Origin of the sequence: Georgenia daeguensis, from assembly GCF_039537705.1 — a bacterium.
GTDB classification, from domain to species: domain Bacteria; phylum Actinomycetota; class Actinomycetes; order Actinomycetales; family Actinomycetaceae; genus Georgenia; species Georgenia daeguensis.
This window is the reverse complement of the sequence record NZ_BAABBA010000014.1, coordinates 1-21,793: the sequence shown is the minus strand read 5'-3', so window position 1 is coordinate 21,793 and position 21,793 is coordinate 1. Positions and strand designations below refer to the sequence as shown.

The following is a 21,793-nucleotide window of genomic DNA, read 5'->3' as shown; positions in this document are numbered from 1 at the left end:
CCCACGCCCGCAGCGAAGGAGCTCGGACATGACTGGCACGACCGCGCCTGTCGAGCTGCCCACAGGGCAGCGCCCGGAGGACGAGAAGTACTCCGTCGGCAAGACCTTCCTCTACGGCCTTCAGCACATCATGACGATGTACGGAGGCGTCATCGCGCCGCCGCTCATCGTCGGTCAGGCGGCCGGCCTCGACGGTGCCCAGATCGGCATCCTGGTCTCCGCATCGCTACTGGTCAGCGGGGCCGCCACCATCCTCCAGACCGTCGGCATCCCCTTCTTCGGGTCGCAGCTGCCGCTCGTCCAGGGAATCTCGTTCGCCTCCGTCTCCACGATGGTGGCGGTCGCCACGGGCGACGGTGGCCTGCCCGCCGTGTTCGGCTCCATCATCGTGGCCGGTGCGATCGGCCTGCTGATCTCACCCTTCTTCGCGCAGATCATCCGGTTCTTCCCGCCGGTGGTGACCGGGACGATCATCACGGTCATCGGTGTGTCGCTGCTCCCCGTGGCGGTGCGCTGGATGATGGGCTCGAACGCGGAGGCGCCCGACTGGGGGTCGACGGCCAACATCGGGCTCGCGATGTTCACCCTCGTGGTGGTCCTGGTGCTCAGCCGGTTCCTGCAGGGCACGATCTCCCGGCTCTCGATCCTGCTGGGTCTGGTGATCGGCACCGTCTTCGCCGCCGGCGTCGGCATGGCGGACTTCTCGGCCGTCGCCCAGGGGGCGACGGTGGCCCTGCCGACGCCGTTCGAGTTCGGCCTGCCCGTCTTCGAGATCGGCGCGATCATCTCGATGACGATCGTGATCCTGGTGATCATGACCGAGACGACGGCGGACGTCATCGCCGTCGGCGAGATCGTCGGGACGAAGGTCGACGCGAGGCGGGTGGGGGACGGGCTCCGCGCCGACATGGTCGCCACCACCCTCGCCCCGGTGCTGAACAGCTTTCCGGCCAGTGCCTTCGCCCAGAACGTCGGACTGGTGGCCATCACCGGCATCAAGAGCCGCTGGGCGGTCGCGGCCGGCGGGTCCGTGCTCCTCGTCCTCGGCCTCCTGCCGGTGCTGGGGCGGGTCGTGGCGGCGATCCCGATGCCCGTGCTGGGCGGGGCGGGGATCGTCCTGTTCGGCTCGGTCGCCGCCTCGGGCATCCGCACCCTGTCGAAGGTGGAGTACGACAACAACCTCAACCTCACCCTCGTGGCCGTCGCGATCTCCTTCGGTGTCATCCCGATCGCCATGCCGACGTTCTACGACGCGTTCCCCGCGTGGGTGGGCATGGTCTTCCACTCGGGCATCTCGGCCGCCTCCGTGGTGGCCGTGCTCCTGAACATCCTCTTCAACGAGGTCCGCTGGGGCCGGGCGAAGGACCCCTCGGTGTTCACCGTCGCCTCGTCCGCCCGGCTCGTCGTCGCCGCGGAGCAGGAGGAGCGCCGCTCCGAGTACTTCGCGATCGTCGACGGCGAGCGGGCCGCGTCCCGGGAGGCCCGGCGCGCCGCCGAGCGGAGGGCCCGGGTGCGCGGCGGGCACGGTCGCCGGTCCGGCTCGGTCTCCGCCCTCGACCTCGACGGCGACGGCGTCCCGGACATCCTGCAGCTCCGTCACCGCGGCGTGGCCGGGCAACCCCGTGGCACCGCGGGCGGTCCGCACGCTGCGGGCGCGGGCCGCCACGCCGCAGACCCGGAGCGGGACGAGTCAGCCGTGCGGGCCTGGCAGCGATGAGCTCCGGGCGTGCGCCGGTCCGGAGGTGCCGAGACGCAGGTGCCGGTCCCTCCGGACGACGGCGGACGTGGCGGTCCGGCACCCGGCGCGGGACCGCGGCGTCAACGGACGCTGAGGAGCTCGCCGGCCACCTGTCTCGCCAGCTCGTGCAGCACCGGCACTGCCTTCTCGCCGAACTCGTACGTCACGCGGGCAGCCGGCCCGGAGACGGAGACGGCGGAGGGGGTCGGGGCGTCCGGCACGGCGACGGCGAAGCACCGCACCCCGATCTCCTGCTCGCCGTCGTCGACGGCGTAGCCCTGCCTGCGGATCTTGTCGAGCTCGACGATGAGGTCCTCGACGTTCGTGATCGACTGGTCCGTGGCGGCGGGCATGCCGGTCCGGGCGACGATCTCCCGCACCGTGGAGTCGGGCAGCTGGGCGAGCACCATCTTTCCCACGCCCGTGCAGTGGCAGTACACGCGGCGGCCGACCTCGGTGAACATGCGCATCGAGTGCGAGGACGCCGCCTGGGCGACGTAGACCGCCATGTCGCGGTCGATCATCGCCATGTTCGCCGTCTCCCCGAGCTCTCGTGCCACCCGCTCCAGATGCGGGCGGGCGCCCGCACCGAGCTGGCGGCCCGCGCTCTCGCCGAGGCGGATGAGCCTCGGTCCCAGCGTGTAGCGGCGCGAGGGCAGCTGGCGGGCGTACCCCCGGCCGACGAGCGTGCGCATCAGCCGGTGGATCGTGGGCAGCGGCAGGCCGGAGCTGGTGGCCAGCTCGCTCAGCCCGGCGGAGCCGCCGAGGTCGGTCATGATCTCCAGCAGGTCGATCGCCCGGTCAACCGACTGGACGCCGTTGCCCTCAGCCACGGTGTGCCTCCCTCCGCGGAGCCCTGCCCCGCTCGTCCGGATCTCGTCCCGAGCGCCGAGGCGGTTCGCCAGGGTCGCGGAAGTAGTATTTCACATGTCGAAAGTCCAAGCGGAATATCGTCGAGAGGAATCCAACACCATGGGCCTGCCCAGTCCTAGCTACACGATCACCCTGCGGGTGGAGGTGCCGGCGTCGCAGCGGGCGACGAGCACGGTGGTGTCCGCGGTCGCGGAGGCCGGGGCCGCGGTCATGGGCGTCGACATCGTCCAGTCCACGAGCACCAGGATCGTCGTCGACGTCACCTGCGACACCGTCGACGGCGAGCACGGGGAGCAGGTGCGCGACGCCCTCGACGCCCTCGACGGCGTGCGGGTGCTCAAGATGTCCGACTCGACCTTCCTCATGCACCTGGGCGGGAAGATCGAGGTCAGCCTCAAGGTGCCGCTGAAGACCCGCCGCGATCTCTCCCGCGCCTACACCCCCGGCGTCGCACGGGTGTGCACCGCGATCGCGGAGAAGCCCGAGGACGCGCGCCGGCTCACCATCAAGCGCAACACCGTCGCCGTCGTCACCGACGGCACCGCGGTGCTCGGCCTGGGGGACATCGGCCCCGCGGCCGCCCTGCCGGTGATGGAGGGCAAGGCCGCGCTGTTCAAGGAGTTCGCCGACGTGGACGCGTGGCCGGTCTGCCTGGACACGAAGGACACCGAGGAGATCATCTCCATCGTCAAGGCCATGGCCCCGGTGTACGGCGGGGTGAACCTCGAGGACATCTCCGCCCCCCGCTGCTTCGAGATCGAGGCCCGGCTGCGCGAGGAGCTGGACATCCCGGTCTTCCACGACGACCAGCACGGCACGGCGATCGTCGTGCTGGCGGCGCTGATCAACGCGCTCAAGGTCGTGGGCAAGAGGATGGAGGACGTGCGCATCGTCGTCTCCGGCGTCGGCGCCGCGGGTACCGCCATCATCAAGCTCCTCATGGCCCAGGGCGCCCGGAACGTCATCGGCTTCGACCGGCGCGGCGCCCTGCACCCCGGCGTGCGCAACGGCGACGGGCACCGCAGCTGGATCATCGACAACGCCAACCCCGAGGGTTTCGTGGGCACCCTCAAGGAGGGCCTGGCCGGGGCCGACGTCTTCATCGGTGTCTCTGCGGGCAACATCCTCACCGGGGCCGACGTCGCGACGATGAACGACGGCGCCATCGTGTTCGCCCTGGCGAACCCCACCCCCGAGGTGGACCCGATCGAGGCGGGCGAGACGGCCGCCGTCGTCGCGACCGGGCGGAGCGACTACCCGAACCAGATCAACAACGTCCTCGCCTTCCCGGGCCTCTTCCGCGGGCTGCTCGACGCGGGCGCCACCAAGATCTCCCCGGAGCTGCTCCGCGTGGCGGCCGTGGCGATCGCCGAGGTGGTCTCCGAGGAGGAGCTCAACCCGGCCTTCGTCATCCCCGGCGTCTTCGACGTCCGCGTGGCCGAGGCCGTGGCGGACGCCGTCCGCACCGAGGCCCAGCGGGACCTCGCCGAGCAGGAGGCGGCGGCCGGCGACGGCGACGGTGCGGAGGAGGACGCCGGCACCCGGGTGGCGGCCGAGCCCGTCGGCGCCGGGGCGGCCCGATGAGCACCACCCTGGACGAGGGGGCCCTGCGCGCCGTCGAGGAGCTCCTCGCCCCCGTCGACGCCCGGCTCGGGCGCGACTACCCGGGCGACGACGTCAGCCGCCAGCCCGTCCACACGGTCTACGTCCCGGCCGACCGGTACACCGTCGGGCTCGCCCGCGACTGGGGGGAGCAGGCGCGCGCCGCGGTGGAGCGCGCCGGCGGGGCCGAGGCTCTCCTCGAGGTGGCACGGGTGCCCGCCGGGCTGCGGGACGCCGTCGCCGCGCAGGTGGCGGGCAAGCTCGGGCGGGAGCCCGTCGAGGACCTGCGCATCGACCTCGAGGACGGCTACGGCGACCACGGCGACGCCGAGGACGACGTGGCGGTCGCCGCCGCACGCACCCTGCGGACCGAGCTCGAGCGGGGCCTCGCGACCCCGTTCGTCGGCATCCGCTTCAAGAGCTTCGAGCGGCCGACGAGACGCCGGGGCCTGCGCACGCTGGACCTCTTCCTCACGACGCTGCTCGAGGGGGGCGACCTGCCGGACGGGCTCCTGCTCACCCTGCCCAAGGTCACCGCCGTCGAGCAGGTCGAGGCGATGGTCGCCGTCTGCGGCCGGATCGAGCAGGCGCACGCGCTGCCGGCCGGCCGCCTCGGGTTCGAGGTGCAGGTCGAGACGCCCCAGTCGATCCTCGGCGCGGACGGCACGGCCCTGGTGGCCCGCATGGTGCACGCGGGGCAGGGCCGGGTCACGGGGCTGCACTACGGCACCTACGACTACTCGGCGTCCCTGGGCATCTCGGCCGCCCAGCAGTCGATGGAGCACCCGGCGGCCGACCACGCCAAGGCCGTCATGCAGCTCGCGGCCGCGGGCACGGGGGTGCGCCTCTCCGACGGGTCCACCAACGTGCTGCCCGTGGGGCAGCCGGAGGACGTGCGCTCGGCATGGGCGCTGCACGCCCGGCTGGTGCGCCGCTCGCTCGAGCGCGGCTACTACCAGGGCTGGGACCTGCACCCGGCACAGCTGCCCAGCAGGTTCGCCGCGACGTACACCTTCTACCGGGAGGGTACGGACGCGGCCGCGGCGCGGCTGCGCGCGTACCTCGCCCGCGAGGAGGGGGCGGTCATGGACGAGCCGGCCACCGCCCGGGCGCTGGCGTGGTTCCTCCAGCGCGGCCTGGACTGCGGCGCCGTGTCGGCCGGGGAGCTCGCCGCCGCCGGGGTGGAGCCGGGCGCTCTCGGCGCGCTGCTGCGCCCGCGTACCGACGCGGAGGCCGGCGCGCCGGCCTGACCGGTCCGCCGCGAGCCGTACCGGGACAGAGCCCGGCGGGGGTTGACCCCCGCCGGGCTCTTCTCTACTCTTTCGACAAGAGGAAGTTGTATTCCGTATCGCGAAAGGTAGCCTGATGGCTTCACAGATTCCCTACACGGTGAACGCCTCGATCCTGCTCACGGACCTCCCGCTGCTCGAGCGGCCTGCCGCCGTCAGGGCCGCCGGGTTCGACGGCCTGGAGCTGTGGTGGCCGTTCCCCACCGCCACGCCGGACGCCGACGAGATCGACGCCCTCGTGCGCGCGCTGGAGAAGGCCGACGTCCAGCTGACCGGCCTGAACTTCCTCGCGGGTGACATGCCCGCCGGTGACCGGGGGCTGATCTCCTGGCCGGGCCGCGAGGCGGAGCTGCGTGCCAACCTCGACGTCGTCACGGCGATCGGCGAGCGCACCGGGTGCCGGGCGTTCAACGCCCTCTACGGCAACCGCGTCGAGGGTGCCGACCCCGCCGCCCAGGACGACCTCGGCGCCGAGAACCTGCACCTCGCCGCGCAGGCGGTGGACCGCATCGGCGGCACCGTGCTGCTCGAGCCCGTCTCCGGCACCCCCGCCTACCCGCTGAAGACCTCCGCCGACGCTGTCGCCGTCGTCGACCGGGTGGCCTCCGAGCACGGCTCGACGAACATCGGGCTGCTCCTCGACGTCTACCACCTCTCCGTCAACGCCGCCGACGTCGACGCCGAGATCGCGACCTACCGCGACCGCGTCGCCCACGTGCAGATCGCCGACGCCCCCGGCCGCGGCGCACCCGGCAGCGGCGACCTGCCGATCACCCGGTGGATCGAGGACCTGCGCGCCGGCGGCTACGCGGGACCGGTCGGCCTGGAGTACAAGACCGACGACGCCGACCCGTTCGCCTGGCTGCCGCGCGGGCAGCGCGCGGCCGAGCCCGCCGTCACCCGCTGAAGGAGAAGACATGACCACCACGAGCACGACCCGCAGCACCGACAGTGAGGGGACAGCGATGACCCGCGTCGCATTCATCGGCCTCGGCATCATGGGCAGCCCCATGGCCGTCCACCTGCAGAACGCCGGCCACCAGGTGACCGGGTACAACCGCAGCCCCGAGAAGACCCGGCCCCTCGTCGAGGCGGGCGGCACGTCCGCCGGCTCGGTGGCCGAGGCCGTCGCCGACGCCGACGTCGTCGCCCTGATGGTCCCGGACTCCCCGGACGTCGCCGAGGTCCTGACCGGCGAGGGCGGCGTCCTCGACTCCGCGAAGCCCGGCGCCCTCATCATCGACTTCTCCACCATCCGTCCCGACGTCACCGTGGAGCTGGCCGAGCAGGCCCGCGCCCAGGGCTTCCGCATCGTCGACGCCCCCGTCTCCGGCGGCGAGGCGGGCGCGAAGAACGCGGCGCTGTCGATCATGGTGGGCGGGTCCGAGGAGGACTTCGAGGCCGCGCGGCCCGTGCTCGACGTCGTCGGCAAGACGGTCGTTCACGTCGGGCCCACCGGCTCCGGCCAGACCGTGAAGGCCGCCAACCAGCTCATCGTGGCCGGCAACATCGGCCTGCTGGCCGAGGCGATCGTCTTCCTCGAGGCCTACGGCGTCGACACCGCCGCCGCCGTGCAGGTGCTCGGCGGCGGGCTCGCGGGCTCCGCCGTGCTGAACCAGAAGGCGGAGAAGATGCTGGACCGCTCCTTCGAGCCGGGCTTCCGCATCGACCTGCACCACAAGGACCTCGGCATCGTCACGTCCGCGGCCCGCGAGGCCGGCGTCACCATCCCGCTCGGTGCCCTCGTCGCGCAGCTCATGCAGGCCGCCCGCGCCGGCGGGGACGGCGCGCTCGACCACTCCGCGCTCTTCCGCACCGTCGCGCGGCTCTCCGGCCGCGACTCCTGAGCCACCGGCTCCGACCCCGACTCCTGACCCACCGACGCACCCCGGCCGGCCCACGAACGCCGGCCGGGCGTGCCCGCAAGCCTCCCGACCAACGACGATCCTGGAGCACCCGATGCCCCGTATGAGAGCAGTCGACGCCGCCGTCGCCATCCTCGAGAAGGAGGGGGCCACCCAGGCCTTCGGCCTGCCCGGCGCCGCCATCAACCCGTTCTACGACGCCATGCGCAAGCACGGCGGCATCCGCCACGTCCTCGCCCGCCACGTCGAGGCGGCCTCGCACATGGCGGACGGGTACAGCCGCGCCGCCGCGGGCAACATCGGCGTGTGCGTCGGTACCTCCGGCCCGGCCGGCACGGACATGATCACCGGCCTGTACGCCGCGTGGGCCGACTCCGTGCCGATGCTGTGCATCACGGGCCAGGCCCCCGTGGCCAAGCTCGACAAGGAGGACTTCCAGGCCGTCGACATCGCGTCGATCGCGGCGCCGGTGACGAAGATGGCCAGGACCGTCCTCGAGGCCGCGCAGCTGCCCGGCGTGCTCGCCCAGGCCTTCCAGCTCATGCGCTCCGGCCGCCCGGGCCCGGTGCTCGTCGACCTGCCGATCGACGTCCAGCTGACCGAGATCGAGTTCGACCCGGACCTGTACGCCCCGCTGCCCGTGCTCCGGCCCGAGGCCACGCGCGCGCAGGTCGCCAGGGCGCTGGACATGCTCCAGGCGGCCGAGCGTCCGCTCCTGGTGGCGGGCGGCGGCATCGTCAACGCCGGCGCCGAGGACCTCCTCGTGCGGCTCGCCGAGACCCTCGACGTCCCCGTCGTGCCCACCCTCATGGGCTGGGGCGCCATCGCGGACGACCACCCGCTCGCCGCGGGCATGGTGGGCATCCAGACCTCCCAGCGCTACGGCAACGCCACGTTCCTCGAGTCCGACTTCGTCCTCGGCGTGGGCAACCGGTGGGCCAACCGCCACACCGGAGGCCTCGAGACGTACCGCCGCGGCCGCACGTTCGTCCACGTCGACATCGAGCCGACCCAGATCGGCCGCGTCTTCGCGCCCGACCTCGGCATCGTCTCCGACGCACGGGCGTTCCTCGCCCTCGCCGTCGAGATCGCCCGCGAGCGCCGCGACGCCGGGCAGCTGCCGGACCGGTCGCGGTGGGTGGCCGACTGCGCCGCCCGCAAGGGCACGCTGCTGCGCAAGACGCACTTCACGGAGGTGCCGATCAAGCCGCAGCGCGTCTACGAGGAGATGAACCGCGCCTTCGACCGGGACACCGTCTACGTCACCACGATCGGCCTGTCCCAGATCGCCGGCGCCCAGCTGCTCCACGTCTACCGGTCCCGGCACTGGATCAACGCCGGCCAGGCCGGACCGCTGGGCTGGACCGGGCCCGCCGCGCTCGGCGTGGCCGCCGCCCGGCCGGACGCGGAGGTCGTCGCCCTCTCCGGCGACTACGACTTCCAGTTCATGCTCGAGGAGCTCGCCGTCGGCGCCCAGCACCACCTGCCGTACGTGCACGTCGTGGTCAACAACGCCTACCTCGGCCTGATCCGGCAGTCCCAGCGGGCCTTCGAGATGGACTACCACGTCTCCCTCGCGTTCGAGAACATCAACTCCGCCGAGACGGAGGGCTACGGCGTCGACCACGTCAGGGTCGCCGAGGCGCTCGGGTGCAAGGCGCTCCGCGTCAAGGACCCGGAGGATCTCGCGCCGGCCTTCGCCAAGGCCCGCGCGACGGCCGCGGAGTTCCGGGTGCCGGTGGTGGTCGAGGTCATCCTCGAGCGCGTCACCAACATCGCCATGGGCGCCGAGCTCGACGGCGTGAACGAGTTCGAGGACCTCGCGCTCAGCGCGGAGGATTCCCCCACGGCCCTGGCTCTGCTGGACTAGGCGCATGAAGCTGCTTCTCGCCCCGGACAAGTTCAAGGGGTCGCTCACCGCGGCCGAGGTCGCCGCCCACCTGGCGGCCGGCTTCCGTCGTGCTCTCGCCGGCGTCGAGATCGACGAGCTGCCGGTGGCGGACGGGGGCGAGGGCACCGTGCAGGCCGCCCTCGCGGCCGGCTTCACGCCCGTCGCCCTCACCGCCACCGGGCCGCTGGGGGAGCCGGTCGACACGCGGTACGCCGTCCGGGGGCGCACCGCCGTCATCGAGATGGCAGCGGTGACGGGCCTCGAGATGGTCGACCCCGACGACTCGACGGCCCGCCGGGCCACCTCGCGCGGGCTCGGCGAGCTGGTCGCCCACGCCCTCGACCACGGCGCCACCACGGTCGTGATCGGCGTCGGCGGCTCCGCCAGCACCGACGGCGGGGCCGGCATGCTCGCCGCCCTCGGCGCCAGGCTCGCCGGCCCCGACGGCCGGCTCGCCGACGGTGGGGGTGCGCTCCGCACGGTCCGCACCGTCGACCTCGGGAGCCTTCACCCCGCTCTGGCGACGGCGGAGCTCGTCCTGGCCTCCGACGTCGACAACCCGCTGCTCGGTCCGCGCGGCGCCGCCGCGGTGTACGGACCCCAGAAGGGTGCCGACCCGTCCGCCGTCGCGGACCTCGAGGCCGGGCTCGCCGCCTGGGTGGACGCGCTGGAACGCGCGGGCGCCGGCCGGGCGCGGGAGCTCGCCGACGCCCCGGGAGCCGGCGCGGCCGGGGGAGTGGGCTACGCCTGCCTCCTCCTCGGCGCGACCCGCCGGCCCGGTGTCGACGTCGTCCTCGACCTGACCGGCTTCGACGGCCGTCTCGCCGGCGTCGACCTGGTCGTCACCGGAGAGGGCAGCCTCGACGAGCAGTCGCTCGCCGGGAAGACCCCGATGGGCGTCGCGGAGGCTGCGGCCACCCACGCCGTGCCCACGGTGGCGGTGTGCGGCCGGTCCACCCTCACCCGTGAGCAGGCCGCGGACGCCGGCATCGAGGCCGTGCACGCCCTGACCGACATCGAGCCCGACGTCAGCCGGTGCATCGCCGACGCGGGGGAGCTCCTCGAACAGCTCGCCGGGCGCGTCGCCGCCCAGCGGTTCGCCCCCCAGCACGAGACGGTGGACACATGAAGGCCTCAGACCTGACCGTCCACCCGCCCCACGGCGCGGCGGCCGCGCCGAGCGCCGCGGTCGCCCCGCGGGACGTCGAAGGGGCACGGGGACTCGACCTCGTGGTGCGCGCCGCCCGTGCGGTCACGCCGGAGGGGATGCGCGCGGTGGAGGTGGGCGTCCGTGACGGGTTCATCACCGCCGTCGAGCCCCTCGGCGCCGGCCTCGCCGCCGAGAGGGCCATCGACCTCGCCGACGACGAGGTGCTGCTGCCAGGTCTGGTCGACACGCACGTCCACGTCAACGAGCCGGGCCGCACGGAGTGGGAAGGCTTCGAGTCCGCCACACGCGCCGCCGCCGCGGGCGGCGTCACGACGATCGTCGACATGCCGCTCAACTCCGTGCCGCCCACCACGACCGTGCCGGCGCTGGAGGTGAAGCGGGCCGAGGCCCGGCGCACGGCCTACGTGGACGTCGGCTTCTGGGGCGGAGCGGTCCCGGGGAGCACCGCCGACCTGCGCCCGCTCCACGACGAGGGCGTGTTCGGGTTCAAGTGCTTCCTCATCGACTCCGGGGTGCCCGAGTTCGGGCACCTCGAGCCGGAGGAGCTGGAGCGGGACCTCGCGGAGATCGCCAGGTTCGACGGGCTCATGATCGTTCACGCGGAGGACCCGGGCGTCATCGGCACGGCGCCGCACGCGCACGGAAGGCGGTACGCCGACTTCCTGAGCTCCCGACCTGCGCGGGCCGAGGAGGAGGCGATCGCCACGGTGCTCGCCGCCGCCCGCCGGACCGGGGCCCGGGTGCACATCCTGCACCTGTCCGACGCTGCGGCGCTGCCGATGATCGCGGAGGCCCGGGCCGAGGGCGTGCGGGTCACGGTCGAGACGTGCCCGCACTACCTCACCCTCACCGCGGAGGAGGTGCCCGACGGCGCCACCGCCTTCAAGTGCTGCCCGCCCATCCGCGAGGAGTCGAACCGCGACGCGCTCTGGCAGGGCCTGCTGGACGGGACCATCGACATCGTCGTGACGGACCACTCGCCGTCGACGCTCGACCTCAAGGCCCTCGACACCGGTGACTTCGGGGCCGCCTGGGGCGGGGTCGCCTCGATCCAGCTCGGCCTCGCCGCGGTCTGGACGGAGGCCCGGGGCCGCGGCGTCGGGCTCGAGCAGGTCGTGCGGTGGATGTCCGGCGGGCCCGCCGCGCTGGTGGGGCTGGGGACCAAGGGCGCCATCGCCGTCGGCAGACAGGCGGACCTCGCGGTGCTCGCCCCGGAGGAGGAGTTCGAGGTGGACGCGGCACGGCTGCACCACCGCAACCCCATCACCCCCTACGCCGGGCGGCGGCTCGCCGGCGTCGTGCGCCGCACGCTGCTGCGCGGGCAGGAGGCGGGCGCCGAGCCCGCCGGCGCCCTGCTGCGCCGCGGCGAGGCCTGAGCGGCGGGGACCCGAGAGGCCCGCCCCATCAAGGACCACCCGGGGGCGGACGCGGCCGTGCCGCCACACCGCGGCCGCGCCCGCTCCCGGGGGACTGCCGACGCGCCGGAACGCCTCCGCGAGACGGACCGGCTCGTCACGGAACAGACTGGTCCTCACCGACCCGTAGGACGTACGAACCGAACCGAAGGAGCACGGAAGATGACGAAGCTCGACGCCGGCGACACCGCCCCCGACTTCACCCTGCCCACCGCTGACGGCGGGACCGTCTCGCTCGCCGAGCTGCGCGCGAGCACCGGCAGCGGCGTGATCGTGTACTTCTACCCCAAGGCGGCCACGCCGGGCTGCACCACGGAGGCCTGCGACTTCCGCGACAACCTCGCCTCCCTCGCGAGCGCGGGCTACGCCGTCGTCGGCGTCTCGGCGGACCCGGTCGAGGACCTCCGCGCCTTCGCCGACGCCGAGCAGCTCACCTTCCCGCTCGCCTCCGACGCCGACCACGCCGTCGCCGAGGCCTACGGCACGTGGGGGCCGAAGACGTTCGACGGCCGTACGTTCGACGGCGTGCACCGCTCGACGTTCGTGGTCGACCCCGAGGGCCTGGTGCGGGCCGCCTACTACGACGTCGAGGCGCGGGGGCACGTGGCCGAGCTGCGCGAGTCGCTCGTCAGCGTCTGAGCCGGCGGGCCCCGGCGCATCGACTCGTCAGCGTCCGAGCCGGCCGGTCCCCGTGCGTCGTCTGTCGTGACCCGGCCGGGCCGAGCCCGTCGATGCTCCGCCTGGTGCGTCAAGGCCGAGGCCATGCGCGTTGACCAGCGTGACGCCTGTCACCTACTGTTTCCACCAGGAAGAGTGTTCGTTCCGCATCGTGAAAGAGAGACGCATCGTGGCAACTCCCGACGGCCTGACGATCACCGGTGAGACGCAGGAGCGGTACGAGGAGGTGCTCACCCCGGCGGCGCTCGACCTGATCGCCTCGCTGCACCGCCAGCTGAACGGGCGCCGCCTCGAGCTGCTCGAGGCCCGCCGGCGGCGCGTGGCGGACCTCGCGAACGGCGGCACCCTGGACTTCCTGCCCGAGACCGCGCACATCCGCGAGGACGCCTCCTGGCAGGTGGCGCCACCCGCGCCGGGGCTCGTGGACCGGCGGGTGGAGATCACGGGGCCCACCGACCGCAAGATGACCGTCAACGCGCTCAACTCCGGCGCGAAGGCGTGGCTGGCGGACCACGAGGACGCCAACACCCCGCAGTGGAGCGCCGTCGTCGGCGGGCAGCTGAACCTGCTCGACGCGATCAACCGCACCATCGACTTCACCGCCGAGAACGGCAAGACCTACGCGCTCAAGCCGGACGAGGAGCTGGCCACGATCATCGTGCGCCCGCGCGGCTGGCACCTGCCGGAGAAGCACATCCTCGTCGACGGCGAGGAGACCTCCGGGTCGCTGGTGGACTTCGCCCTCTACATCGCCACGGCCGGCCTGCGGCAGATCGAGAAGGGCCTCGGCCCGTACTTCTACCTGCCCAAGATGGAGTCCCACCTCGAGGCGCGGCTGTGGAACGACGCGTTCAACATCGCCCAGGACGCCCTGGGCATCCCGCGCGGCACCATCCGCGCCACCGTGCTCATCGAGACCTACCCGGCGGCGTTCGAGATGGAGGAGATCCTCTACGAGCTGCGCGAGCACTCCTCGGGCCTCAACGCCGGCCGCTGGGACTTCATGTTCTCGGTGATCAAGTGCTTCCGGACCCGCGGCAAGGACTTCCTCCTGCCCGACCGCAACGCCGTGACCATGACCGTGCCGTTCATGCGCGCCTACACCGAGCTGCTGGTGCGCACCTGCCACAAGCGCGGCGCCCACGCCATCGGCGGCATGGCGGCGTTCATCCCGAGCAAGGACGAGGAGGTCAACAAGGCGGCCTTCGAGAAGGTGCGCGCGGACAAGACCCGCGAGGCCGACGACGGCTTCGACGGCTCCTGGGTCGCCCACCCGGGCATGGTGGAGCTGTGCAAGGAGGTCTTCACCTCCGTGCTCGGTGACAGGCCCAACCAGATCGACCGCAAGCGCGAGGACGTGCATGTCACGGCCGCCCAGCTCCTCGACGTCGCCGCCACCCCCGGGGACGTGACCGAGCAGGGCCTGCGCAACAACATCTCCGTGGGCATCCAGTACCTGAAGGCGTGGCTCGGCGGCCTCGGCGCCGTCGCCATCTTCAACCTCATGGAGGACGCGGCGACGGCGGAGATCTCGCGCTCGCAGGTGTGGCAGTGGCTCCACAACGACGTCACGCTCGCCGACACCGGCCACCGGGTGACCCGGGAGCTCATCGACCGGATCGTGGAGGAGGAGATCGCCAAGCTCCCCGGCGACCCGGCCGACTACGAGGAGGCGAAGCAGACCTTCCTCGAGGTCGCCGTCGCCGACGACTACGCCGACTTCCTCACCCTGCCGGCCTACGAGCGCATGGCCTGAGTCACCGGCGGCGGGCCGATCCGGCCCGCCGGCCAGCCGGCCCGCGAGCCGCGCCCGGCCGGGGCGGGGCCCACGGCACGCCGTCGCCGTCGTCAACGAGGAGGTTGCCGCCATGACGTCCCCCCACATCCCCGCGCGCGACGGCGCGCCCGGCACCGCCCAGGTGCCGGGCGGCACCGGGGCACCGGACAGCACCGGGGCACCGGACAGCGCCGAGTCGCGGGCCAGCGCCGAGTCGCGGGACAGCGCCGAGTCGCTCGCCCGGGTCACCGCCGAGCTCTCCCGTGCGCTGCCCGCCGAGCAGGTCATCACCGACCGGCAGCGCCTGCGCACCTACGAGTGCGACGGGCTCGCCCAGTACAAGGTGGTGCCGGGGCTCGTCGTGCTCGCCCGGGACGCCGACGACGTGGCCACCGCGGTCCGCGCCTGCGCCGAGCACCAGGTGCCGTTCGTGGCGCGCGGCTCGGGCACCGGGCTCTCCGGCGGAGCCCTGCCGCGGGCGGAGGGCGTCCTTGTCGTGATGTCGCAGATGCGGCAGATCAGGGAGATCGACGCCGCCAACCAGCGCGCCGTCGTCGACCCGGGCGTGATCAACCTGGCGCTGACCAGGGCGACCACCCCGGACGGCTACTACTTCGCCCCGGACCCCTCTTCCCAGTCCGTGTGCTCCATCGGCGGCAACGTGGCGGAGAACTCGGGCGGCGCGCACTGCCTGAAGTACGGCTTCACCACCAACCACGTCACCGGGCTCGATCTCGTCGCACCCTCCGGCGAGCTGGTCGAGATCGGCGGGAAGGCGCCCGACCCGCCGGGCTACGACCTGCTCGGCGCGCTGGTGGGGTCCGAGGGCACCCTCGGCATCGTCACCGAGGTCACCGTGCGCCTGACCCGCCTGCCCCAGGAGGTCCAGACGGTCCTGGCCGGCTTCAGGTCCACGGACGACGCCGGGGCGGCCACCTCCGCCATCATCGCCGCCGGGGTCATTCCCGCCGCCATCGAGATGATGGACGCCCTGGCGATCGAGGCCGCCGAGAAGGCCGTCGCCTGCGGGTACCCGGCCGGCGCGGGCGCCGTGCTCGTCGTCGAGCTCGACGGCGCGGCCGCCGACGTCGCCGGCGAGCTCGCCGAGGTGCTGCGGCACTGCGAGGCGCACGGGGCGTTCGAGACCCGTCTCGCGGCCGACGACGTCGAGCGCGCCCTGATCTGGAAGGGGCGCAAGTCCGCGTTCGCCGCCGTCGGGCGGATCAGCCCCGACTACATCGTCCAGGACGGCGTCATCCCGCGCACGGCCCTGCCGCAGGTGCTGCGCCAGATCGCCGAGCTCTCCGCGGAGCGCGGCGTGCGCGTGGCCAACGTCTTCCACGCCGGCGACGGCAACCTGCACCCGCTCGTGCTCTTCGACGACGCGGAGGAGGGCGCCGCGGAGCGGGCCGAGGAGGTCGCCGGCGGCATCCTCGAGCTGTGCATCGCCAACGGCGGCTCGATCACCGGCGAGCACGGCGTGGGGTCGGACAAGGCGCGGTACATGCCGAAGATGTTCACCGAGGAGGATCTCGACACCATGCAGGCCGTCCGCTGCGCGTTCGACCCCGCCAACATCTCCAACCCGGGGAAGGTCTTCCCCACGCCGCGCCTGTGCGGCGAGCGGCCCGGGCGGCGCCAGGGCGCGCACCCGCTGCAGGAGGCCGGGCTGGCGGAGGTCTTCTGATGAGGAGCGCAGCCACCGGCGCCGCCGCGCGCCCGGGCCGCCCCGCCGGCGGCGCGGGCGTCCCCGACCTCGCCGCGCTCGCCCGCAGCCTCGAGGGCGCAGGCCAGGTCACCGAGGCCGGTCCCGGCGACGTCGTCGACGGCGTGCCCGCGGCCGTGGTCGCGCGGCCCACCTCGATCGCGAGCGTCTCCGCCCTCGTCCGGGAGGCGACCGGGCAGGGACTGGTCACGGTCGCGCGCGGCGGCGGCACGGCGCTGGACTGGGGCACCCCGCCCGAGCGCGTCGACGTCCTCCTGGACCTGACCGGTCTCGACCGGCTCGTGGAGCACGAGGCGGGCGACCTCGTGGTGGTCGCCGAGGCGGGCCTCGCGCTGCACGACCTGCAGGAGCGCGTCGGCCGCGCCGGGCAGGAGCTGGTGGCCGACGTCCCCCGCGAGCGCTACGAGGCGGGTTCGACCGTCGGCGGGGCGCTGGCCACCGCCGCCTCCGGCCCGCGGCGCCTGCAGCGTCTCGCGCTTCGCGACCTCGTGCTCGGCGCCACGGTGGTGCTCGCCGACGGGACGGTGGCGACGTCGGGCGGCAAGGTCGTCAAGAACGTGGCCGGGTACGACGTGGCCAAGCTGATGACCGGCTCCTTCGGGACGCTGGGCGTCGTGGTCCGGGCGGCCTTCCGCCTGCACCCCGTGCGACCCGACCGTGCGTACGTGGTGCGCACCGGCCCGCTGGCGGAGGTCGCCGACCTGGCCCGCGCCGTGGTCGCCTCGCAGCTTGCCCCGGCCGCCGTCGAGCTCGACCGGCCCGCCGGCAGCGACGAAGCGACCCTCGCCGTGCTGCTCGAGGGCACGGGCGACGCCGTCGGGGCACGGGCCGCCGAGGCCGCAGCGCTCGTCGACGGCGTCCTGGCGGAGGAGCCCACCTGGTGGGGCCGGCTGCCGGAGGGCGACGTCTGCGCAAAGGCCACCGCCACGCTCGTCGGCGTGAAGGAGCTCCTGCGGGCCGCTCGCGCGGCCGAGCAGGCGTACGGTGCGGCCGTCGCGCTGCGTGGCTCCGCCGTCGGTGTCCTCCACGCCGGTATCAGTCCCGCCGGCGGCACCGCGCCGGGTGCCGACTCCGGTAACGCGTCGGGCGTCGACTCCGGTACGGCGTCGGGCGTCGACTCCGGTACGGCGTCGGGTGCCGACTCTGGTACCGCCTCCGGCGCCGCCGTCGTGGCCCGCGTGGTGACCGCGCTGCGCGCCGCCGCGCCCAGCCCGCGCGAGGGGACCGTGGTGGTCCTGCGTGCGCCGGCCGGGCTGCGCGACGGGCTCGACGTGTGGGGCCCGGTCGGCGGGCTCGACCTGATGCGCAGCATCAAGGAACGCCTGGACCCGGGGCGCAACCTCGCGCCCGGCCGCTTCGTGGGAGGGATCTGATGAGCATCGACACGCCCAAGGGCCAGATGGGCGACGCCGAGCCGGCGCAGGCCCCCACGACCTTGCCGGACGTTCTCGGGCTCGCAGCGTTCGACAACCACCACCCGCCCGCACGAGAGCTCATCGACGACTGCGTGCACTGCGGCTTCTGCCTGCCCGCCTGCCCCACCTACAACCTCTGGGGCGAGGAGATGGACTCCCCGCGCGGCCGCATCTACCTGATGAAGGAGGGCCTCGAGGGCGAGCCGATGAGCGCCTCGATGGTCCAGCACATCGACGGCTGCCTCGGGTGCATGGCCTGCGTGAGCGCGTGCCCGTCCGGGGTTCAGTACGACAAGCTCATCGAGGCGACCCGGCAGCAGGTCGAGCGTCGTGGGTCGCAGCACCGGTCGCTGACTGACCGGGCGTTGCGGGAGGGAATCTTCCAGCTCTTCCCGCGGCCCGAGCGCCTGCGCCTGGTCCGCGGGCCGCTGGCGCTGTACCAGCGCAGCGGGCTGAGCCGGCTCGTGCGGGGGTCGAAGGTGCTCGAGAAGATCTCGCCCACGCTCGCGACCATGGAGGCCATCGCACCGCCGATCGAACGGCAGGTGCGGATCCCCCCGTACACGCCGGCCAGGGGGGAGCGGCGCATGACGGTCGGGCTGCTGCTCGGCTGCGTGCAGCGGGAGTTCTACCCCGGCGTCAACGCCGCCACCGTGCGGGTGCTCAACATGGAGGGCTGCGACGTCGTCGCCCCGCCGTCGCAGGGCTGCTGCGGCGCGCTCTCCGTCCACGCCGGGCGGGAGGAGGAGGGGCTGCGCTACGCCCGCAACCTCATCGACGCCTTCTCCGAGGCCGGTGTGGAGCGCATCGTCGTCAACTCCGCCGGGTGCGGCTCGACGATGAAGGACTACGCCCACCTCCTCGCCGACGACCCCGCGTACGCCGAGCGCGCCCGCGCGTTCTCCGAGAAGGTCCGCGACATCTCCGAGGTCCTCGTCGAGCTCGGGCCCGTGGCCACCCGGCACCCGTTGCCGGTCACCATCGCGTATCACGACGCCTGCCACCTCTCGCACGCGCAGAAGGTGCGCTCGCAGCCGCGCCAGCTGCTTCGTGCCGTTCCCGGGCTGACGATCAAGGAGATCGCCGACGGCGACCTGTGCTGCGGTTCCGCGGGTATCTACAACCTGGTCAACCCCGGGCCGGCGCGGGAGCTGGGGGACCGGAAGGCGACCAACGTCGCCGCGACGGAGGCCGAGCTGCTGGTCACCTCGAACCCCGGTTGCCTGCTGCAGATCACCGACGCCCTGGGTCGCCAGGGCAAGCACATGTCGACCGCGCACATGATCCTCGTGCTCGACGCCTCCCTGCTCGGCAAGGACGTGAACACCCTCCTGCAGGAGGCACCCACGGCCACCCGGCCGGCTGCCCCGGAGCCGGAGCCCTCCACGCCGGAGGCCTCGGCCGGCGGGTGCGCGTGCGGGCGGCCCGGCGGCTGCAGCTGAGAAGCCCGCCGTCGCGCTCACGCGCCGGTCAGCCGCCCTGGAGGGCGTGCGGGCGGTTCGCCGGGTCCTGCCAGTCCGGGGTGGTCCGGCGAGTCCGTGCCCGTTGTGGTCCGGCGTGCCCGTTGTGGTCCGGCGCGTCCGGCGTGCCTGTTGTGGTCCGTGTGCGCCCGTCGTCGTCCGGCGCGTCGGGGCGCTCGCCCGTCGGTCGTGCTCGGGGGCCCGACGACGAGACCCCCGACCGACGTCTGCCGGACGGGGGCCTCTGCGGCCGAGCCTAGATCTTCGCGAGCTGGAGCTCAGGGTTCGGCGCGTCCGTCTTGGTCGCGATCTTCCACGCGGTGAGGGCCAGCGCGGCCAGCACCGCGACGAACACGAACAGCCCCGCGTTCAGGCCGACGCCGAAGATCCACATGTACCCGATGGACCCGGCCGCCAGGCAGTAGTACGTCATCGGGATGATCGTCTTGCGGATGAGGTCTCCCTCCCGCCCGAGCAGGCCCACCGTGGCGGCGGCGGCCACGACGTTGTGGACGGCGACCATGTTGCCCGCGGCCCCGCCGACGGCCTGGACGGCGACGACCGTCTCCGGGCTGGTGGCGCCGATGCCCTCGCCGGTGGAGAACTGGAAGAGGGCGAACATCATGTTCGACACGGTGTTGGAGCCGGCGACGAAGGCCCCGAGCGCACCGATGAACGGCGCGAGGATCGGCCAGTTCTGCCCCGCGACGTTGGCGGCCGCCTCGGCGAGCGTGATGGGCATGGAGCTGAGGCCCGCCTCGTTGTAGTCGCCGCCCGAGTTGATGAAGATGCGCACGAGGGGGAGGGCGCACAGCAGCGCGACGGCGGCCCCGGCGAGCTGGCCGCTGGCCACCTTCCACGACGCCGCGATCTGCTTCCCGGTCATCCGGTGCAGGACGTAGGTGACGAGGCACGCGAGCAGGAAGATGGCGCCGGGGGAGTAGAGCACGTCCATGTTCTGCGAGATGCCCGACCCGAAGATGTCGTTGACCTTGATGACGGCCGGACCGGTCAGGAACGCCTTGATCGCCGGGACGTTGCGCGTGACGAGCAGCAGCGCCGCGACGATGACGTAGGGGCTCCAGGCGAGGGCGATCGGCATCTTCCTGGTCAGCGTTGCCGCCTCCGCGTCGGGGTTGACCGTGCCCATCCAGCGGTCGCTCCACCGCTCGCGCGGCGGGAAGTCCCAGACGTCCTTCGGCATGAGGAAGCCCTTCGAGGACGTGTACATCACCAGAGCGAGGCCGACGAAGCCTCCGATCATGGACGGGAACTCGGGACCGAGCAGGTACGCGACGGTGACGTAGGGGACGACCATGGCGAGGGCCGCGTAGACGGTGAACGGAGCGACGGCGAGGCCGGCCTTGAAGCTGCGCCGCTCACCGAAGAACCCCGTCATGAGGCACACCAGGAACAGCGGCACGAGGATGCCGACGATCGCGTGGATCGTCGCGACCTGAGTAGCCGTGTGGGCGATGAATCCCGCGTGGTCGAGGCCGAGCTCGTCGGCCCGTTGCTGGACGTTGGGCACGAAGTTGCCGTCCGTCCCCGCCAGCCCGGTGCCGACGCCCGTGATCATGGGGGTGCCCACGGCGCCGAAGCTCACCGGCGTCGACTGGATGATCAGACCGGCCATCACGGCGGCCATCGCGGGGAAGCCGAGCGCCAGCATGAGAGGGGCGACGACCGCCGCCGGCGTGCCGAAACCGGCGGCGCCCTCGATGAACGACCCGAACAGCCAGGCCACGATCACGACCTGGACCCGGCGGTCTGCGCTGATGCTGGTGAAGCCGGCGCGGATCGACTGCAGTGCTCCGCTCTTGGTGATGGTCTCCAGCAGGAGCAGGGCGCCGAAGACGATCCAGAGCAGCCCGATGGCGATGAGCAGCCCCTGCACGGCAGAGGCACCGATCGTGGTCCAGCTCATCTTCCAGACGGTCGAGGCGACGACGACCACCACGGCGAGCCCGACGGGCATCGCGTACTTGGCGGGCCATCGGAGCCAGAGCAGAAGCGCGCCGACCACGAGGATCGGCAGCAGAGCGAGCAGTGCGAGTACGGCGAGGTCATCCATGAGCCCTCCAGGGTCCCGGCGTCATCGCCGGGCGAGCGGTTTCACGATATGAAAAATAGAGTCCACGCTGCGGTTCGGACAGCACCGTACCGTTAAGTGGCGCGGCGCAACAGACCTGGAGACCGTCAGCGTTCCACCGCCGCCCGAAGGCGTGGCCGTCGCGCTCCTCCGGTCGTCCCTGTCGCCGACTCGCTTCTCGTGGCGAGTGCGCCGGCTCTCGCGATCTCCAGCTCCATCAGGCAGTCGAGGTGCTCGGCGGTGCGGCGGCGTCGAGCATGTTCGCGCCGGCCCACGAGATGCTCCGGACGGCCCGCACCGCCCGAGAGCGGAGGCTCGGTGCGGTGGGGCTGGAGATGACGGTGGTTCGTGCACCGCCCGGGAACGGAGGCTCCGCGCGCCGGCTCGGGTTGGCGTCGGGTCGGCGTTCTGGTGGTCGGCTGGCTGTTCGGGGTGGGGTGCTGGTGGTGTGATGGGGGTCATGGGTTGGTGGTTTGACCGTGGGTTCTGGGGTTGCTTAATATTGGTGAGCCCCGCCAGGGAGGCACGGACACCGTGAGGGTGGCCGGTCCCGGGGGGAAATCCTGGTTCTGGTTCGTGGTTTTGTGCTGCGACGGTGGTTCTGGGGTGCCTGGCCGGTGTGATTGTGCCTGTGCTGCGGGTTGACCTGCGGATTTGGCATGGTGGCTCGGATAGGTTAAGTTAGAGAGGTTGCCCCGGTGGGGGTTCGGGAGTGGGTTTCCCGGGTCTTGCTGGTGTGTGTCTGTTCTTTGAGAACTCAACAGTGTGCCAAGTTTTTGATGCCATTTGATTCTGGGTGTC

Annotated in this window: 15 protein-coding genes; 13 read left to right on the top strand and 2 right to left on the bottom strand. The window is 72.9% G+C overall.

Annotated elements, in window-relative coordinates:
• Positions 1 to 28: 28 nt before the first annotated feature.
• The gene (locus ABD774_RS13895; protein WP_345042293.1) at positions 29 to 1,717 is read left to right on the top strand and encodes a nucleobase:cation symporter-2 family protein; all 1,689 of its coding nucleotides are present in this window, start codon (positions 29 to 31) and stop codon (positions 1,715 to 1,717) included.
• 101 nt (positions 1,718 to 1,818) lie between these two features.
• On the opposite strand, the gene ABD774_RS13890 is transcribed toward ABD774_RS13895, so the two are convergent.
• Complete coding sequence (locus ABD774_RS13890; RefSeq protein ID WP_345042291.1) at positions 1,819 to 2,571, bottom strand: IclR family transcriptional regulator; 753 nt, start codon at positions 2,569 to 2,571, stop codon at positions 1,819 to 1,821.
• Positions 2,572 to 2,710: 139 nt separating this feature from the next.
• Between ABD774_RS13890 and ABD774_RS13885 the strand changes: the two genes are divergently transcribed.
• The 12 genes from ABD774_RS13885 (at position 2,711) to glcF (ending at position 18,882) form a co-directional block, all read left to right on the top strand.
• Positions 2,711 to 4,195, top strand: coding sequence for an NAD-dependent malic enzyme (locus ABD774_RS13885; RefSeq protein ID WP_345042289.1), 1,485 nt, complete (start codon positions 2,711 to 2,713; stop codon positions 4,193 to 4,195).
• Positions 4,192 to 5,463 carry a DUF6986 family protein gene (locus ABD774_RS13880; RefSeq protein ID WP_345042286.1) on the top strand — a complete coding sequence of 424 codons (1,272 nt, stop codon included), beginning with the start codon at positions 4,192 to 4,194 and terminating at the stop codon, positions 5,461 to 5,463. Before ABD774_RS13885 ends, ABD774_RS13880 begins: the two co-directional genes overlap by 4 nt.
• A 115-nt stretch (positions 5,464 to 5,578) precedes the next feature.
• Positions 5,579 to 6,409 carry a hydroxypyruvate isomerase family protein gene (locus ABD774_RS13875; protein ID WP_425554553.1) on the top strand — a complete coding sequence of 277 codons (831 nt, stop codon included), beginning with the start codon at positions 5,579 to 5,581 and terminating at the stop codon, positions 6,407 to 6,409.
• Positions 6,410 to 6,419: 10 nt separating this feature from the next.
• Complete coding sequence (locus ABD774_RS13870; RefSeq protein ID WP_345042284.1) at positions 6,420 to 7,349, top strand: 2-hydroxy-3-oxopropionate reductase; 930 nt, start codon at positions 6,420 to 6,422, stop codon at positions 7,347 to 7,349.
• A gap of 112 nt (positions 7,350 to 7,461) precedes the next feature.
• Entirely contained in the window at positions 7,462 to 9,237 is a 1,776-nt protein-coding gene (gene gcl, locus ABD774_RS13865; RefSeq protein ID WP_345042281.1) for a glyoxylate carboligase, read from the top strand.
• A 4-nt stretch (positions 9,238 to 9,241) separates the two neighbouring features.
• Positions 9,242 to 10,387 carry a glycerate kinase gene (locus ABD774_RS13860; RefSeq protein WP_345042279.1) on the top strand — a complete coding sequence of 382 codons (1,146 nt, stop codon included), beginning with the start codon at positions 9,242 to 9,244 and terminating at the stop codon, positions 10,385 to 10,387.
• Positions 10,384 to 11,805: an allantoinase AllB gene (gene allB / locus ABD774_RS13855; protein WP_345042277.1), complete on the top strand. Its 1,422-nt coding sequence runs from the start codon at positions 10,384 to 10,386 to the stop codon at positions 11,803 to 11,805. The genes ABD774_RS13860 and allB overlap by 4 nt, the downstream gene beginning before the upstream one ends.
• A gap of 201 nt (positions 11,806 to 12,006) precedes the next feature.
• Complete coding sequence (gene bcp, locus ABD774_RS13850; RefSeq protein WP_345042274.1) at positions 12,007 to 12,483, top strand: thioredoxin-dependent thiol peroxidase; 477 nt, start codon at positions 12,007 to 12,009, stop codon at positions 12,481 to 12,483.
• A 208-nt stretch (positions 12,484 to 12,691) separates the two neighbouring features.
• Positions 12,692 to 14,278 (top strand): malate synthase A, encoded by a 1,587-nt coding sequence (gene aceB, locus ABD774_RS13845; RefSeq protein ID WP_345042272.1) that lies wholly within the window; start codon positions 12,692 to 12,694, stop codon positions 14,276 to 14,278.
• Positions 14,279 to 14,390: 112 nt separating this feature from the next.
• Positions 14,391 to 15,986: an FAD-linked oxidase C-terminal domain-containing protein gene (locus tag ABD774_RS13840; RefSeq protein WP_345042269.1), complete on the top strand. Its 1,596-nt coding sequence runs from the start codon at positions 14,391 to 14,393 to the stop codon at positions 15,984 to 15,986.
• Positions 15,986 to 17,398 (top strand): FAD-binding oxidoreductase, encoded by a 1,413-nt coding sequence (locus tag ABD774_RS13835; protein WP_345042267.1) that lies wholly within the window; start codon positions 15,986 to 15,988, stop codon positions 17,396 to 17,398. Before ABD774_RS13840 ends, ABD774_RS13835 begins: the two co-directional genes overlap by 1 nt.
• Before the next feature lie 26 nt (positions 17,399 to 17,424).
• Complete coding sequence (gene glcF / locus ABD774_RS13830) at positions 17,425 to 18,882, top strand: glycolate oxidase subunit GlcF (RefSeq protein WP_486327319.1); 1,458 nt, start codon at positions 17,425 to 17,427, stop codon at positions 18,880 to 18,882.
• A 274-nt stretch (positions 18,883 to 19,156) separates the two neighbouring features.
• On the opposite strand, the gene ABD774_RS13825 is transcribed toward glcF, so the two are convergent.
• On the bottom strand, positions 19,157 to 20,974 hold the full coding sequence (locus tag ABD774_RS13825) for an L-lactate permease (RefSeq protein WP_345042263.1): 1,818 nt from the start codon (positions 20,972 to 20,974) through the stop codon (positions 19,157 to 19,159).
• Positions 20,975 to 21,793 lie beyond the last annotated feature (819 nt).

Bases quoted from the DNA above. Each gene is read 5' to 3' on its own strand.
- ABD774_RS13860 (WP_345042279.1), top strand. From the start codon at position 9,242: ATGAAGCTGCTTCTCGCCCCGGACAAGTTCAAGGGGTCGCTCACCGCG.
- bcp (WP_345042274.1), top strand. From the start codon at position 12,007: ATGACGAAGCTCGACGCCGGCGACACCGCCCCCGACTTCACCCTGCCC.
- ABD774_RS13885 (WP_345042289.1), top strand. From the start codon at position 2,711: ATGGGCCTGCCCAGTCCTAGCTACACGATCACCCTGCGGGTGGAGGTG.
- glcF (WP_486327319.1), top strand. From the start codon at position 17,425: ATGGGCGACGCCGAGCCGGCGCAGGCCCCCACGACCTTGCCGGACGTT.
- ABD774_RS13835 (WP_345042267.1), top strand. From the start codon at position 15,986: ATGAGGAGCGCAGCCACCGGCGCCGCCGCGCGCCCGGGCCGCCCCGCC.
- gcl (WP_345042281.1), top strand. From the start codon at position 7,462: ATGCCCCGTATGAGAGCAGTCGACGCCGCCGTCGCCATCCTCGAGAAG.
- allB (WP_345042277.1), top strand. From the start codon at position 10,384: ATGAAGGCCTCAGACCTGACCGTCCACCCGCCCCACGGCGCGGCGGCC.
- ABD774_RS13895 (WP_345042293.1), top strand. From the start codon at position 29: ATGACTGGCACGACCGCGCCTGTCGAGCTGCCCACAGGGCAGCGCCCG.
- ABD774_RS13825 (WP_345042263.1), bottom strand. From the start codon at position 20,974: ATGGATGACCTCGCCGTACTCGCACTGCTCGCTCTGCTGCCGATCCTC.
- ABD774_RS13840 (WP_345042269.1), top strand. From the start codon at position 14,391: ATGACGTCCCCCCACATCCCCGCGCGCGACGGCGCGCCCGGCACCGCC.
- ABD774_RS13880 (WP_345042286.1), top strand. From the start codon at position 4,192: ATGAGCACCACCCTGGACGAGGGGGCCCTGCGCGCCGTCGAGGAGCTC.
- ABD774_RS13870 (WP_345042284.1), top strand. From the start codon at position 6,420: ATGACCACCACGAGCACGACCCGCAGCACCGACAGTGAGGGGACAGCG.
- ABD774_RS13875 (WP_425554553.1), top strand. From the start codon at position 5,579: ATGGCTTCACAGATTCCCTACACGGTGAACGCCTCGATCCTGCTCACG.